The organism is Gammaproteobacteria bacterium (assembly GCA_003696665.1).
Classification (GTDB): Bacteria; Pseudomonadota; Gammaproteobacteria; order Enterobacterales.
Genome location: RFGJ01000229.1, coordinates 1 through 14740, shown reverse-complemented (window position 1 = coordinate 14740; position 14740 = coordinate 1). Strand labels below are relative to the sequence as shown.

Annotated in this window: 13 protein-coding genes; 10 read left to right on the top strand and 3 right to left on the bottom strand. The window is 51.3% G+C overall.

Annotated features, from left to right (window positions below; all coding sequences use genetic code 11):
• The first annotated feature begins 143 nt into the window (after nucleotides 1–143).
• The 6 genes from D6694_06540 to D6694_06515 all read left to right on the top strand — a co-directional run bounded on the left by D6694_06540 (nucleotide 144) and on the right by D6694_06515 (nucleotide 4432).
• Nucleotides 144–878, top strand: a complete 735-nt coding sequence (locus D6694_06540) for a DedA family protein (GenBank protein ID RMH43860.1) — start codon at nucleotides 144–146, stop codon at nucleotides 876–878.
• 64 nt (nucleotides 879–942) lie between these two features.
• Nucleotides 943–1974: a tRNA dihydrouridine(20/20a) synthase DusA gene (gene dusA / locus D6694_06535; GenBank protein ID RMH43863.1), complete on the top strand. Its 1032-nt coding sequence runs from the start codon at nucleotides 943–945 to the stop codon at nucleotides 1972–1974.
• Between the two features lie 116 nt (nucleotides 1975–2090).
• Nucleotides 2091–2282 carry a PspC domain-containing protein gene (locus tag D6694_06530; GenBank protein RMH43859.1) on the top strand — a complete coding sequence of 64 codons (192 nt, stop codon included), beginning with the start codon at nucleotides 2091–2093 and terminating at the stop codon, nucleotides 2280–2282.
• Between the two features lie 84 nt (nucleotides 2283–2366).
• Nucleotides 2367–2792, top strand: coding sequence for a copper chaperone PCu(A)C (locus D6694_06525; protein RMH43858.1), 426 nt, complete (start codon nucleotides 2367–2369; stop codon nucleotides 2790–2792).
• A gap of 76 nt (nucleotides 2793–2868) precedes the next feature.
• The gene (locus D6694_06520) at nucleotides 2869–3819 is read left to right on the top strand and encodes a DUF2333 family protein (GenBank protein ID RMH43862.1); all 951 of its coding nucleotides are present in this window, start codon (nucleotides 2869–2871) and stop codon (nucleotides 3817–3819) included.
• Between the two features lie 94 nt (nucleotides 3820–3913).
• A complete protein-coding gene (locus D6694_06515) occupies nucleotides 3914–4432 on the top strand; it encodes an RNA polymerase sigma factor (GenBank protein ID RMH43857.1) in 519 nt (172 codons plus the stop codon).
• A gap of 46 nt (nucleotides 4433–4478) precedes the next feature.
• Here D6694_06515 and D6694_06510 read toward each other — a convergent pair whose 3' ends face one another.
• Nucleotides 4479–5027 (bottom strand): inorganic diphosphatase, encoded by a 549-nt coding sequence (locus D6694_06510; protein ID RMH43856.1) that lies wholly within the window; start codon nucleotides 5025–5027, stop codon nucleotides 4479–4481.
• 218 nt (nucleotides 5028–5245) lie between these two features.
• On the opposite strand from D6694_06510, the gene D6694_06505 reads away from it, so the two are divergent.
• Both D6694_06505 and D6694_06500 read left to right on the top strand, forming a co-directional pair.
• Nucleotides 5246–7240: a sodium-translocating pyrophosphatase gene (locus D6694_06505; GenBank protein RMH43855.1), complete on the top strand. Its 1995-nt coding sequence runs from the start codon at nucleotides 5246–5248 to the stop codon at nucleotides 7238–7240.
• Between the two features lie 84 nt (nucleotides 7241–7324).
• Entirely contained in the window at nucleotides 7325–8440 is a 1116-nt protein-coding gene (locus D6694_06500) for an HD domain-containing protein (GenBank protein RMH43854.1), read from the top strand.
• 18 nt (nucleotides 8441–8458) lie between these two features.
• Here the strand turns inward: D6694_06500 and D6694_06495 are convergent, their stop codons facing one another.
• Entirely contained in the window at nucleotides 8459–9727 is a 1269-nt protein-coding gene (locus tag D6694_06495; protein RMH43853.1) for a 6-phosphofructokinase, read from the bottom strand.
• A 143-nt stretch (nucleotides 9728–9870) separates the two neighbouring features.
• On the opposite strand from D6694_06495, the gene mpl reads away from it, so the two are divergent.
• Complete coding sequence (gene mpl, locus D6694_06490) at nucleotides 9871–11223, top strand: UDP-N-acetylmuramate:L-alanyl-gamma-D-glutamyl-meso-diaminopimelate ligase (protein ID RMH43861.1); 1353 nt, start codon at nucleotides 9871–9873, stop codon at nucleotides 11221–11223.
• The gene (locus D6694_06485; GenBank protein ID RMH43852.1) at nucleotides 11220–11840 is read left to right on the top strand and encodes a UbiX family flavin prenyltransferase; all 621 of its coding nucleotides are present in this window, start codon (nucleotides 11220–11222) and stop codon (nucleotides 11838–11840) included. The genes mpl and D6694_06485 overlap by 4 nt, the downstream gene beginning before the upstream one ends.
• Here the strand turns inward: D6694_06485 and D6694_06480 are convergent.
• A partial coding sequence (locus tag D6694_06480) for an EAL domain-containing protein (protein RMH43851.1) occupies nucleotides 11837–14740 on the bottom strand: 2904 nt, incomplete at its 5' end. The two genes, D6694_06485 and D6694_06480, sit on opposite strands and share 4 nt — an antisense overlap.

The following is a 14740-nucleotide window of genomic DNA, read 5'->3' as shown; positions in this document are numbered from 1 at the left end:
GGACCACGTTCATTAGCCGAAACTCAACCTGGTCTGATTCGGCATTTGATGTCTGAACTAGGCTATCGACACCGGATGACACTTAAAGAGCGGCAGGCCTATTCGCTTGCCAATTTGGACGATATCGTCTGGAGTGCGATTGAGTGAACGTTGATGCGTGGTTGGATTGGGTGTCGCAGCACCCTGAGCTGGCAGGCTGGATTGTTTGCTTCGTCGCGTTTGCAGAGTCACTGATCGTTCTTGGATTAGCAGTGCCAGGATGGGCGTTCTTGGTTGGCGTGGGTGTGTTGATTGGTCAAGGCCATTTGCCCTTTTTGCCGATGACGATCTTTGCATTCGCTGGCGCTGTCGTGGGTGAATTCGCTGGTTATTGGCTGGGCTGGCATTATCGAACGCAAATTCGAAGCTGGTCATGGATAAAAAAGCACCAAGCGGTGATGTCACGGGCGGAGGTGTTTTTTGCTCGACATGGTATTGCCAGCGTAGCGTTGGGGCGATTTTTTGGACCAGTGCGCGCTTTTATTCCGCTTATTGCCGGTGTGGCAGGTATGCGGCCAGGCGTTTTCATGTTGGTCAATATTGGATCTGCTTTGGTTTGGGCACCCGCCTATCTATTACCCGGTGTTGTGGCTGGGGCAGCCATTGATCTGTCACAGCGTGAAGTGATGCTACTTGGACTCACAGGCTTGAGCATCTTCTCGCTGGTCTGGTTGTTGAGTCATGCCGTGATTCGTTATCGTCGTCAGCATACAAAGCGTGAGCTATGGAAAATGATCGTGGAGAGCACCATATTGCTGTGTGCGATCGCATGGCTACTGTTTGGTCCATGGTTTCCCGCGTTACGGGCATTATGGCAGCTATTGCAAAAAGTATGGTGAAATTAGTGGACTTGTTATGGGCGTTTTGTCGACGGCCAAATCACCGCGGCCGAAGAGCTTAGTTATGGGAAATCATGAACAACGTTTGGGCCAAGTGGAATATGTACCGCTTGAACAATCTCGCCGTTTTTCTGTAGCACCGATGATGGATTGGACGGACCGGCATTGCCGGTATTTTCATCGCCAGTTGACCAAGTATGCTTTGTTGTACACGGAAATGGTCACGGCGCAAGCGCTGGTCCATGGTGATCCTGAACGGCTGTTGGCTTTCCATCCAGAAGAACATCCTGTTGCCTTGCAACTTGGCGGGTCGGCTCCAGATTTATTGGCTGAAGCGGTGCGCATCGCCGAATCTTTCGGTTACGATGAGTACAATTTAAATGTGGGTTGTCCGAGCGACAGGGTGCAATCGGGGCGCTTTGGTGCATGTTTGATGGCAGAGCCCACCTTGGTAGCAGAATGTGTGCAGGCCATGCAGGAAGTCACCAATCGACCGGTGACGGTGAAGACAAGAATTGGTATTGATCATCAGGACAGCTACGAATTCTTGCAAACGTTTGTAGAAACTGTCGCGCGGGCAGGCGTACGACATTTTATCGTTCATGCGCGTAAGGCATGGCTTTCAGGGTTAAGTCCAAAAGAAAACAGGGAAGTGCCCCCACTCCATTATGAGCGTGTTTACCAACTCAAAAAAGACTTTCCGACGTATCACATCACAATCAATGGCGGTATCACTGAATTAGCGCAAGTGCTATCACATTTGCAGCAAGTCGATGGGGTGATGATGGGACGTGCCGCCTACCAGACGCCATACGTGCTTGTAGACGTGGAACAGCACGTATTTGGCATAGCGCTGGATAAGCCGTCACGTTATGAGGTCGTAGGGCGGATGCTGCCTTATGTTGAGCATCAGACGTCAGCAGGTGTTCGACTGAGTGCCATTACGCGGCATATGCTTGGGTTATTTCATGGACAGCCGGGCGGGAAGCTATGGCGACGCTATCTATCGCAGCATGCTCACAAACCGGGCGCAGGCGTCGAGGTGCTGCATAATGCACTGGAAATTGTCAGTTCACACGGTGAGAAAAGCCAATAATTGGTGCGATAAGCCAGCATTCCATCAGTTAAATGCCCAGAACACGCCTTGCTCCAGTTGGCACAGTCTTTGAATTGTGATGGTGAGTAGGGCAAGTATAGGGAGACAGTTTGGCGATGTATCGTTTTGAAAACAGTGGGCGTTATCGAGCAAAAATTTCGGGCGTCTGTGCATGGCTAGCGTATAGCCGCGGTTGGGATGTTACAGTCCTTCGTTTAATTGCATTGATAGGTTTGTTTGTTGCCACGGTCCCGACATTAGTCATCTACTTTATTTTGAGTGTCATCAAGCCGAAGCCGGGTTACTAGCTTTTTCAGGCGCTTTTTCTATCCTTGATGTGACGAACTTTGTTATGATCCGTCCCCAGACGGTGTGCACACGGGTGAAAATGGATGCGCTATCTGAGCATTTGTCTGGCATTGATCATGATGGCCAACGGACACGCGGCCATCATTGGCCAAAAGGGGTGGCTGCGTTTGATGCCACCGGGGGCTGGAATGACAGCCGGATATGTGGAGCTATTCAATCCAAGTCAGCACCCAATCGTGGTGACAGAGGTCAAGTGTCCTGAGTTGGGGCAGTGCATGATTCACGAAACTGTGCGTGATCAAAAAGGCACAATGACGATGCGCCATGTGAGCGAATTAACCATTCCGGCCGAGGGGAGTGTGCGTTTGGTGCCCGGTGCGAAACATCTCATGGTGATGGGTTTGACCAAGCCACTGTCTGATGGGACGGAAGTGATAATTGAATTTTGTGACGCAGAACAGCAATGCTGGCCGGTGCGTTTTCGTGTGAGCACAGAACAGCCAAATTAACATAGTTGAGTGTTAGAGAAGGAAGCCTATGGCAGACAGAGGACTTACCGAAATCGGACGCGTGTCATTTCGCCGGATGTTGTTGCTTAAGCTTATCCCAAGTCTCTTGGCCGTGTTGATTTTGCTTTTCTATGTGATTGCGGTCTATTGGAGTCAAGAGCCGGATGATTTAGTGTTTCCTGAAACCCAAGTGGTTGGGCAATCCACGACAGATGCGGCGATTGGGATTGCGCGTACGTTGCTGGAAAAGCCTGGTGGCTTCATTTCAAATGACATCATGCCGCCGGGCGTGTTCATGGACGATATGCCGGCTTGGGAGTATGGCGCGCTTGTGCAGTTGAGAGACCTAGTGCGGGCGCTACGTAACGACTTTAGCCGGTCGCAATCACAGTCTGTCGAGCAAAATGATCTTAAGCAAGCAGAACCGCGTTTCAATGTCGATCGAGAAAGTTGGATGATGCCGACCGCCGAGGATGAGTATGCTGAGGGCATTCGCTATTTGAAGGCATATCGCGAAAAGTTGGCTGATGAAAATCAGCAAAATGCGCAGTTCTATGCACGTGCGGATAATTTGGCGGACTGGTTGAGGACGGTGGAAAAACGACTGGGCAATTTGTCACAGAGACTGAGTGCCGCGGTCCAGCAAGAACGTGAAAATATTGATTTGTCAGGGGATCCGGCAGCAAAGGTTTCCACTCGGATGTCAGAGGCGGTCCGGGTCAAGACACCGTGGTTGAAAATTGATGACGTATTTTACGAGGCGCGAGGCTCCAGCTGGGCCTTATTGCAGATTTTGCGTGCTGTGGAAAAGGATTTTGCATCAGTGCTCCAGAAGAAAAATGCCACCGCAAGTTTGCGTCAGATCATACGAGAGCTTGAAGCGACCCAGCGACCGGTATGGAGTCCGATGATTCTTAATGGTTCCGGGTTTGGCCTGCTGGCCAATCATTCGTTGGTTATGGCTTCGTACATTGCGCGCGCCAATGCGGCAGTCATTGACTTGCGTAATCTGTTGACGCAAGGGTAAGGCGGTAAAAACTTTCATACATTTCGTAACAGTTTGTCATTCGGTCGCCTGCTAAGGTTGAAGGCAAGGAAGCGATTGTGTTTAAGGAGGGCGAATGAAGCCTGAATGCGAACAAAGTTTGATTGAGCGCGCAAAGCAAGGTGATCGAGAAGCCTTTTCGCGATTGACGCGCGCGCATTATCGACAAGTCTATGCAAGTTGTTTGGCCGTTTGTGGCCAACCAGTGTTGGCGGAAGATTGCACGCAGGAAGCCTTTCTCAAGGCATGGCGTTCAATTCGTAGTTTCCGCGGAGATAGCAGCCTATTGCATTGGCTACGTAGGATTGCCCACAATGTCATGGTTAGCCACTTTCGCCGCGCCAAAAGCTGGGTCTCTATTGAGTCAGTCGATTTTCGTTTGGGGACGGACGACAGCATTGCCTCAACCGAACAACGTCTAGACATTAAGCGTGCCATTGCAGCGCTGCCAGAAAAAGCAAAACGCGTTTTTCAGCTTTATGCACAATATGGTTACGCACATCAGGAGATCGCGAGGCTTGAAGGCATTGCCGAAGGCACGAGCAAGGCGCAGTACCATAGAGCACGGCAGATTTTGATGGAGGCGCTGTCTTAAGTGACTCTAAAAAGCCCGGACGTGGTCCGGGCTGTCGCTTTTCGACTTAGAAAGCGGGTTTGTCTGTGGCGTTGTTGTAGCGTTCAACGCTCTGACGAATTTCTTCTTTTGCGGCTTCGGCGTTTTCCCAGCCTTCTACTTTTACCCATTTACCGGGTTCCAAATCCTTATAGTGCTCGAAAAAGTGGATAATTTGATCGCGCAGCAATTTTGGCAGCTGGGTGGCTTCTTCGATTTCATCATATAGCGAGGTGAGCTCGCCAATGGGGACTGCGATCACTTTCGCGTCCACGCCACTCTCGTCCGTCATTTTGAGGACCCCGACCGGGCGACAGCGGATCACTGAACCTGCCATTAATGGGAAAGGCGTTGGTACGAGCACATCAACTGGATCGCCGTCCTCCGACAGTGTGTGTGGCACATAACCATAGTTACAGGGGTAGTGCATGCACGTCGCCATGAATCGGTCAACAAAAATAGCGCCCGACTCTTTGTCGACTTCGTACTTAATGGGATCCGCATGTGCGGGAATTTCAATGATGACATTGATTTCTTCCGGAATGTTCTTGCCAGCAGGCACTTTGTTCAAGCTCATCGTTCTTCCTTACTTGCGATCAAGCAGCATACCTTGTTGAGGGCGCGCATTATACAGTGTTTTTCCCCGGTTTCCTATCCAACGTGGTTGACAACATTGAGTATCCTGTGGTTTTGGTTGCAAATTTTGAGTTGGCGGCGTAAGTTCAAAGTGACCTATGGACAAATCACTTGTTGGCATAGGCCATAGAAAAAATAAATAGTCAGGGGAGGGGACACATGCTGACGCTACATTTTTTGCCCGCCGTGATTGGCGCATTGGGCCTTGTCTTTGCCGGGTTTCTCTATTGGAAAATTCGCCAATTTCCAGAGGGAGAAGGTCTTGTTGCGGTGATTGGTGAAAAAATTCATTCTGGCGCGATGGTCTTTATGCGTCGCGAATATAGTATGCTAATCATCTTTGCGCTCGTGGTCGGAGTGTTTCTCTATATATTCTTGGGTGCGAAAACTACAATTGCCTTTTTCACTGGCGCCTTGGCCAGTGCCTTGGCCGGTTTCCTCGGGATGTATACCGCCACTCGTGCCAATACGAGAACGGCTGTAGCGGCGCAAACTCAGGGCGCCCCTCAGGCATTAAGTGTTGCCTTTTACGGTGGTGCGGTGATGGGCTTATGTGTGGCCGCGCTAGGGCTTTTGGGGCTTGGCGTTCTTTATTTGGCGTTCGCTGCTGATCCAACACATGCTGAAGCCATTCACGGTTTCGGCATGGGGGCGTCGACCGTGGCACTGTTTTCCCGTGTCGGTGGGGGCATCTACACGAAAAGTGCGGATGTTGGTGCCGATCTTGTGGGTAAGGTCGAGGCTGGAATTCCGGAAGATGACCCGCGTAATCCCGGCGTGATAGCCGATAACGTTGGCGATAATGTGGGTGATGTGGCTGGTATGGGGTCCGATATTTTCGAGTCCTACTGTGGTGCGATGATAGCCGCGATGGCCATCGCTGCTAGCACGGCCAATGGTGCGTTGGGTGAAGCATCACAGCTGATGTTTTTACCACTGATGTTGGCGTCGGTGGGTCTGTTATGTTCCGTGATTGGCATTTTTGTCGTCCGGTTAATGGCGACCAGTCGCCCTGAAGTGGCTTTGAGGGCGGGCACTGTGGGCTCTGCTGTTCTGTTTATGTTAGCGGCCTATGGTGTATTGACACATTTGCAAATTCATTGGCACGTATGGGTGGCTGTCTTGAGCGGCGCTATCGGCGGCATCGGCATTGGGCTAGTCACTGAGTATTACACTTCAGGAAAGCCAGTACGACATATCGCTCTGTCAGGTGAAACTGGCGCGGCAACAGTCATTATCAAAGGCCTTGCGGTTGGTAAGCAGTCCGTTGTGTTCCCGGTGCTGCTGGTGGTGGCCATTATTTTCGTGTCTACTCATCTTGCTGGTTTATACGGCGTGGCCATTGCCGCCGTAGGCATGTTGTCGACCGTCGGTATCACCATGGCCATTGATGCTTACGGTCCTGTGGCCGACAATGCTGGCGGCATTGCCGAAATGGCCGGGCTCGGTGAGGAGACGCGAAAAATTACGGATTCTTTGGACGAGCTAGGCAATACCACAGCGGCGATTGGCAAGGGCTTTGCCATTGGCGCGGCGGCATTGGCGGCTTTGGCCATTATTTCGGCGTATCAGGCGGTGATGCGGGCCAAGTATCCGGACTTTAACCTCGCGCTCGACCATCCAACCGTTTTGATGGGATTGTTTATCGGCGGCATTGTTCCCTATCTGATTGCAAGCATTACGATGACCGCTGTTGGCGATGCGGCTTTTGAAATGATTCGGGAAATTCGGCGCCAGTTCAAAGAAATTCCAGGGCTAATGGAAGGCTCTGCAGAGCCTGACAGTGACCGTTGTATTGACATTGCGACGACTGCCGCACTGAAAAAAATGATTCTGCCGGGCGTGATTGCTGTGCTCGTACCGCCATTGGTTGGCTTCACGCTGGGTGGTGAAGCGTTAGGTGGTGTGCTGGCTGGCGGCCTACTATCGGCGGTCGTGTTGGCACTAAAAATGGCGAATGCAGGCGGCGCCTGGGATAATGCCAAGAAACATGTCGAGAAAGGGCATCACGGGGGCAAAGGCAGTGACACCCATGCGGCCACTGTGGTCGGTGATACTGTGGGCGATCCATTCAAGGATACCAGTGGCCCGTCGATGAATATTTTGATTAATGTGATGGCCATTGTGTCACTGGTGATTGCACCACTTTTATAGAACTTTGAGCAAATCTGGAAATATGCACGAGACAGGGAAGTCGATTATACTGGTTTTTATATTCCCCAGGATTAGTAGGCGCCTATGAGTGAATTGGCATGTCCCGAGTTTGCGGAGCTCGACGATGAACTGAAAGGTGACTTTTATCAAGGCATCCAAGAAGCCATTGAAGATATGGATGCCAGTCTAGATCAATTGTCTGAGACCAATCCAAACCCTGAATTGCTGCACCGCTTTTTCCGCGCGGTGCATTCGGTCAAGGGCAATTGTAATATGGTCTTTTTGCAACCCTTTGTTGATGTGTTGCACCATTTGGAAAACATTGTCGCTCGGGTCCGAGATGGTGAACTTGAATATTGTGACCCGTTGGGCAAGTTTGTTCAGGCAGTGATTCATGAAATCGAACCTCTGATTGGCGAGATGGTGAGTTCAGGAGTATGTGATGGCAGCAGGCTTGAGCAGTTGCAGCGGCTGATTGATGCGGTGGGTGGAGCCGACAAGGTACCAGTGCGGGACATTTCGCAGCAGGCTCTGGCTGGCATTTTACGGGGTGATTACCAGCTGCAGTCAACGGTGTCATCCGAGTCTCATACGACGGAAGTCACAAAAGATGAGCGTCTACAGTTTTTTTATGATCTCGCCCAAAGTGCCCATTATGACGAGCCATGGCGTATGACACGAATGGCGCGCACATTGCAGTTGTGCCAAAGATTGAATTCTGCGTGGCAAGCGGCGGGCGGCGAAAGCCTAGAGCCACTCCAGCTTGATGCCGCGGTGTTGGTGCATGAGTTTTCGATGGTGCTGGTGCCCCGCGAAATTCGCGAAAAGGCAGGCAGTTTAAGCCACGAAGAGTGGGAAACCGTCAAAAACCATGTTCGCGTCGGAGCTGGTTTGTTGCGGCAAATCCCTGGGTTCGAAATCGCCTCTGAAATTGTGCTCAGACACCACGAGCGCTTCGACGGGAAGGGATATCTAGAGGGTTTGGTCGGTGAAGGTGACTGCCCCGGTGCATGGTTTTTGGCCTTGGCGGATACGTTCATGGCGGTGACTTCTGATCGACCGGATCGCCCCTACAAAAAGAGTCTTCTGTCGGCCGTTCGGTTGATCAACTGCGAGCGGGATCGCCAGTTTCCCGGGCGCTATGTTGACGTGTTTAATGACGTGATTAAACAGGAATATTTGCGGAACCCGCAGTGGTGACAGGTTCCGCGCATGTCCTCAGAGCGTGAAGTCTTCGGGCAGTTTTTTAGGCACCAAAATATTCTTTAGGCGCACATAGTAGGGCAAGCCATTGACATAAGGCGGGTAATCTTCGCCTTCGATCAATGGTTGCAGGTAACGCCGTGCTTTTTCCGTGATGCCAAAACCATCGGCCGTGATGAAATCTCGAGGTAATTTTTTCTCCACGTTGGCCACGGCCGATAGCGGCGCTTCACCAACTTGCCATCGATAAGGTGCATCACTGAGGCGCTCGATCGTTGGCATGACCGCATTTTTTCCAGCCAGAGCCATTTCCACCGCGGCTTTTCCCATAGCATATGCTTGTTCGACGTCCGTTTTTGAGGCGATGTGTCTGGCCGCCCGTTGCAAATAATCGGCGACCGCCCAATGGTACTTATAGCCCAAATGTTGTTTGACCATTTGAGCAATGAGTGGCGCCACTCCGCCAAGCTGCTTGTGGCCAAAAGCGTCTGTGGTACCAGCGTCAGACAAAAACTGACCATCGGCGGTGCGAACGCCTTCTGAAACGACCAAGGCACAATAGCCCCAAGTTTCGACGGCGTGCTTAACGCGCGCTAAAAATGCTTCTTGGTCAAATGGAATTTCTGGAAATAGAATGACGTGCGGCGCATCGCCTTCTCTTTCAGCGGCTAAGCCACCCGCGGCTGCTATCCATCCTGCATGCCTGCCCATGACCTCCAGAACAAAGACCTTGGTCGATGTTTTCGCCATCGATGCTACGTCGAAGGCCGCCTCTTTGATGGATACAGCAACATACTTCGCGACCGAACCAAAGCCAGGACAGTTGTCTGTGATGGGTAAATCGTTATCGACAGTTTTCGGAATGCCGATGCATTGGATAGGAAAGTTCATTCGCTCGGACAACATGGAAACTTTATGTGCGGTGTCCATGGAATCGCCGCCACCGTTGTAGAAAAAATACCGAATGTTATGGGCACGGAACACTTCGATCAGGCGTTCGTATTCAGCCTTGTTTTCTTCGAGGCTCTTGAGCTTATAGCGGCACGAGCCAAAAGCCCCTGACGGCGTATGCTTAAGTGCTGCGATGGCTTCATCGCTTTCCAGCGAGGTATCAATCAAGTCTTCGAGTAATGCGCCGATAATGCCGTTTCGTCCAGCGTATACCTTGCCAATTCTATCGGGATGCTGGCGTGCCGTTTCAATGACGCCCGCAGCAGAAGCATTGATGACGGCGGTCACACCGCCTGATTGTGCATAAAAAGCATTTGGAATTTCATTCGCCATGGCTGATGTTACCCTTCTAATTATTGTGTGTACCGAAAGCGCCTCAATGATACCCGAATCAGGTTCGGGATGCAGTTTTCCTTGTGGCCTGTCATCGTCGTGATTATGATGAGGCCAGTTTGGACGCAATTTCAGCATTCATCATGGCGCATTTTTATATTTTGGGCATTTGCGGCACGTTTATGGGGGGGATCGCACGGCTGGCAAAAGCGCTTGGCCACACCGTCTCCGGAGTGGACTCGAACACCTATCCGCCAATGAGCACCCAGCTTGAGGCGTTGGGCATCAAGGTTGATGAAGGCTACGAACGAGAACCGCCCACAGCGGTTGATGGCTTCATCGTTGGTAATGCCATCAGTCGTGGCAACCCAATGCTCGAAAACATTCTGGATCGACGGCTCGCCATGGTTTCCGGGCCGCAATGGTTATACGAACACGTTTTGCGCGAGCGTTGGGTTTTGGCAGTGTCCGGGACGCATGGCAAAACCACTACGTCATCCATGCTCACCTGGATACTTGATCATGCTGGCTATGCCCCTGGTTTTTTAATTGGCGGCGTGCCACAAAACTTTGGTGTTTCGGCCAGACTCGGTGAGAGTGAATTTTTTGTCATCGAAGCAGACGAATACGACAGTGCTTTTTTTGATAAGCGGTCAAAGATGATTCATTACCGGCCCAGTACGCTCATCATTAACAATCTTGAGTTTGATCATGCGGATATCTTTGAAGATATGGCTGCCATTCGAAAGCAGTTTCACCACCTTGTGCGGACGGTGCCCGGCAATGGCCAAATTATTGTGCCGGAAGGTGATGATCAAATTACCCGCGTATTGGAAATGGGATGCTGGACAACCGTTCGAACATTTGGGGCAAAGGATGGCGACTGGCAGTATCGATTGGTGTCTGCGGATGGTCAGTGTTTCGAATTTAGGGCGCCTAATGGGGAGCGTCATCGGGTCAGTTGGTCGCTGTATGGCGAGCATAATATCGCCAACGCGGTGGCGGCCATGGCGGCGGCCTATCATGTGGGGGTGTTGCCAGCCGTTGCAGCAGAAGCGCTTACACAGTTTGTGGGCGTGGCGCGACGAATGCAACCTGTGGCAAATGTGGCAGGCATACAAATTTTTGAAGATTTTGCCCATCACCCCACGGCCATACGTAAGACCCTCTTAGCCGCGCGCGCGGCTTTCCCACATGCTCGAATTTGGGGGATTATCGATCCACGTTCAAATACCATGCGTATGGGGGTACACAAGGCTACTTTGGTGCCTGCGGCGGAAGCTGCGGACATGGTGGTGGTTCATTTGCCAGAATCACTGGGTTGGCAACCGGATGGTATTGATGAGAAGCGAGTCAAAAGTGTGCGTGACATTGAACAGTTGTTGGCTTTGCTCGACACTGCCCTTGACAGTGGGGATATTGTGGTGAGCATGAGTAATGGTGGATTTGGTCAGTTTCCGCAGCGGCTCGCAGAGAGGTTAGAAGCAAGACAATGACACACAGTCACGATGATATCAGTATTGGCATTACCGGTGCCTCGGGAGCGATTTACGCAATTCGGTTATTGGAGCTTTTGGCGCAACACCAACATAGAATGCACCTGATGATAACCGATGCGGCAAGAATGGTTTTGGCCATGGAGCTTGGCATTCAGTTGCCTAAGAACTTAAAACAGACAGAAAAGACGCTGGGCAAGCTATGCGGGGCGACCGACGGACAGATTAAGGTGTATGCAAATCAGGATTGGTTATCACCAGTCGCGAGTGGCAGTTCGGCGCCGCGCCGAATGGTGGTTGTGCCGTGCAGCACTGGCACATTGTCAGCGATTGCCACTGGTGCCAGTAACAACCTGCTGGAACGTGCCGCTGATGTTGTGCTGAAAGAACGCGGAAAATTAATTGTGGTGCCCCGAGAAATGCCGCTGCACTCGGTGCATTTGCGCCACATGTTGACTTTGAGCGAGTTGGGCGCCTTGGTCATGCCCGCCAGTCCGGGGTTTTATCACGGAGCGAAATCGGTACAACAACTTGTTGATTTTGTCGTTGCCCGCATTTTGGAGCACTTGGGGGTGGCACAGGACCTTGTGCCTAAGTGGGGGTATGACACTCCCTAATGGTGGAAAAAGCGGTTAAACTCGCCCCGACGCGCACTCTCGACGATGCGTATTACGTCTTCGGCAGTGGTTGGTGGCGAAATCAGATAGCCTTGGATTTCATCACACCCTGATGCGCGCAGAAAGACCAGCTGTTGTGCTGTTTCCACGCCTTCGGCAACAACCACCAGCGCCAAATTGTGGGCCAAACCAATGATGGCTGAAGTAATGGCCGCATCATCCATATCATCAATGATATCGCGGACAAAGCTGCGGTCAATTTTAAGCGAGTCAATCGGAAAACGCTTGAGATAACTGAGCGACGAGTAGCCGGTCCCAAAATCATCAATGCTCAATTGAAACCCCGTTGCCTTCAGTGAATCACAAATGTGAATGGTGTGCTCTGCGTTTTCCATTAGGAGCGTCTCTGTGATTTCCAAGGTAAACTGGGTGGCAGACAGATTGTATTTTTGCAGTGACTGTTGGAGTTGCTCAACGAGATCATGGCTTTTAAATTGACGCGGCGACAGGTTAATGGCGATGTTGAGCGGCTCGTTCAACTGCGCCTGCCAGGTGAGGGCGTCCTGACAGGCGCGGTCGAATACCCAAGTACCAATGTCATCGATCAAACCGGTTTCTTCGGCAATTGGGATAAACTCATCGGGTCGGACATCGCCGATTTGCTGACTTTTCCAGCGCAATAGCGCTTCCACACCGGTGATGGTGCCGTTGATAAGGTCAAACTTGGGTTGATAGACCAAGCTAAATTCGTTGCGCGCCAGCGCATGGCGCAGCGCTGCTTCAATTTCCAGCCGGCGTGTAATGCGCTGATTCATGTCGTGCGAGTAGAATTGATAGGCATTCCGGCCACTGGATTTTGCGGCGTGCACGGCCGTATCAGCGTATTTCAACAGTGAACGGGCGTCTTCGGCATCATCAGGATATAGGCTGATGCCAATACTGACAGTAATATTCACGTCCTGGCCGTTCAGATCAAAGGGCGTAGTGATAAGTTCACGAATCTCTTGTAGTAGTGTTTGCAGTGAGTCGCCCGTCTTAAAGTGCTCGGCAATGATGGCAAATTCATCGCCGCCGAGACGGCAAAATTTATATTGTGACGAGAACTTGTCTTTCATTCTCTGAGCAAATGCCTGCAACAACAAATCACCGGCATCGTGTCCGAGCGAATCATTGACATGCTTGAAATTATCCAGTTCAATTAACAAAACACCTACGCAATGATTGGTCCTGCGGGCTTTGGCGACGGCCTTTTCAAGCAACTCCATAAACATCAGCCGGTTGGGTAACTGGGTCAAATGGTCGAAGTGGGTCAAATAGTGCAACTCGGCTTCCGCTTTCTTTTGGTCGGTCAAATCCGTCATCACGCACACCACGTACCTTAGGGATCTTTGTGTGTCAAAAATTGCCGTCATTTCGGACCACACATAACGCGCTTTTTCCGTTGCCGGACCGACGGTCAACTCACCGCTCCAGTGGCCAGCCACCGCAATATCTTTTTGCCACGACACGATACGGTTGGTGGCTCTGATCGGCGCAATAAACTCGGCAAGATTTTGCCCCTCGAGTTTATCTGAGTCGACGGCAAGGGTGGTCTGAAAAGCTGGGTTAAAGGACAGAATCCTGAGGTTCGCATCTGTGACCACGACCATCTCCGACATATTCCGAATGACGAGGGCAAACAACTTGAGTTCTTCTTCCGTTTTTTTTCTGTCTGTGATATCGCGAAATGTACCAGCCACCCGGAGGGGACGACCATGTTCGTCGTGCTCGACCACGCGTCCTCGATCGAGGATCCAGCGCCAACTTCCGTCCGCCGCCCGCATTCGGTATTCGGCTTCAAAATGGCTGCTTTCGGGGTGGGTCAGATGCTTTTGAATCAGCTCATCAACCTTGGGGAGATCTTCTGGGTGTATCAGCCATTCTAGATGAGAGGATTCATCGGTGAGTTCGTTTTCTTGATAGCCGAGCAATTTCTCCAGGCCAATACGTTTCGTTCGATTGCTTATCAAATCCCAAATCCAAAGCGCGTCACCGGTGCCCCAGAGCGCCCATTCCAGCCATCGCTTGGCCCTACGGACTTCCCTTTGATGTTCGAGAGATTCTCCAAGTTTTTGTTTGCGCCATTGGATGTATCCCCAAACAAGCAGCATAAAAATCACAAAATAAGCCAAGTAGGCAGATGTGGTTTGCCACCAAGGCGGTGTGATGTCGATTCTGAGTGCGCGAAAATGTTCGCCAAAGCGCCCATCCGCATTGGATGCGGCCACTTGCAGAATATAACGACCAGGTGCTAAGTTGGCATAGGCGATTTCATTGCGATGGCCAATATCAACCCATTGTTCGTTGTTCATACGAATTCGGTATTGAATGCGTTCAGGACTGGTGTAATCCAATGCGGCGAATCGGACTGAGAGCATGTCCTGAGAAGGGCCCAATGTGATCGACTTGAATAGCGCGGGCAGATGAATTGTCTTGTGTTGCGTACTGGTCTTGATTGCCGTAAACCAAACCGGCGGCTCAAAATCGCTGATGGAAAAGTTGCCAGGCACAAAGCTGTTGACTCCTGAAGGCCCCGCAAACCACATGCGTCCTTGGGAGTCCAAAAGCGATGCATCGCCATTAAACTCTTCGCTTTGGAGCCCGTCAGCGCTTGAAAAATGCCGAAAATCGCCGGTGTCGGGGAAGATGCGAGTCAGGCCACGATTGGTGGCAATCCACAAAGCGCCTTCGCTATCCTGTTGAATGGCATAAATATTGCTTTGCAGTGGTTCAATAGCGCCAAACATCCTTTCAACGTGTAGTTGTTCGATGTTGACGTCGGGAACGCGGTACAGACCCGACAGTGTTCCAATCCATAAGGTATTGCCATTCAAATACAGGTGACGGATGAATCCAAGGGG

What these genes read in the sequence shown, in the direction of transcription:
- dusA (RMH43863.1), top strand. Translation starts at nt 943, where the DNA reads ATGGGAAATCATGAACAACGTTTGGGCCAAGTGGAATATGTACCGCTT.
- D6694_06530 (RMH43859.1), top strand. Translation starts at nt 2,091, where the DNA reads ATGTATCGTTTTGAAAACAGTGGGCGTTATCGAGCAAAAATTTCGGGC.
- D6694_06525 (RMH43858.1), top strand. Translation starts at nt 2,367, where the DNA reads ATGCGCTATCTGAGCATTTGTCTGGCATTGATCATGATGGCCAACGGA.
- D6694_06520 (RMH43862.1), top strand. Translation starts at nt 2,869, where the DNA reads ATGTTGTTGCTTAAGCTTATCCCAAGTCTCTTGGCCGTGTTGATTTTG.
- D6694_06515 (RMH43857.1), top strand. Translation starts at nt 3,914, where the DNA reads ATGAAGCCTGAATGCGAACAAAGTTTGATTGAGCGCGCAAAGCAAGGT.
- D6694_06510 (RMH43856.1), bottom strand. Translation starts at nt 5,027, where the DNA reads ATGAGCTTGAACAAAGTGCCTGCTGGCAAGAACATTCCGGAAGAAATC.
- D6694_06505 (RMH43855.1), top strand. Translation starts at nt 5,246, where the DNA reads ATGCTGACGCTACATTTTTTGCCCGCCGTGATTGGCGCATTGGGCCTT.
- D6694_06500 (RMH43854.1), top strand. Translation starts at nt 7,325, where the DNA reads ATGAGTGAATTGGCATGTCCCGAGTTTGCGGAGCTCGACGATGAACTG.
- D6694_06495 (RMH43853.1), bottom strand. Translation starts at nt 9,727, where the DNA reads ATGGCGAATGAAATTCCAAATGCTTTTTATGCACAATCAGGCGGTGTG.
- mpl (RMH43861.1), top strand. Translation starts at nt 9,871, where the DNA reads ATGGCGCATTTTTATATTTTGGGCATTTGCGGCACGTTTATGGGGGGG.
- D6694_06485 (RMH43852.1), top strand. Translation starts at nt 11,220, where the DNA reads ATGACACACAGTCACGATGATATCAGTATTGGCATTACCGGTGCCTCG.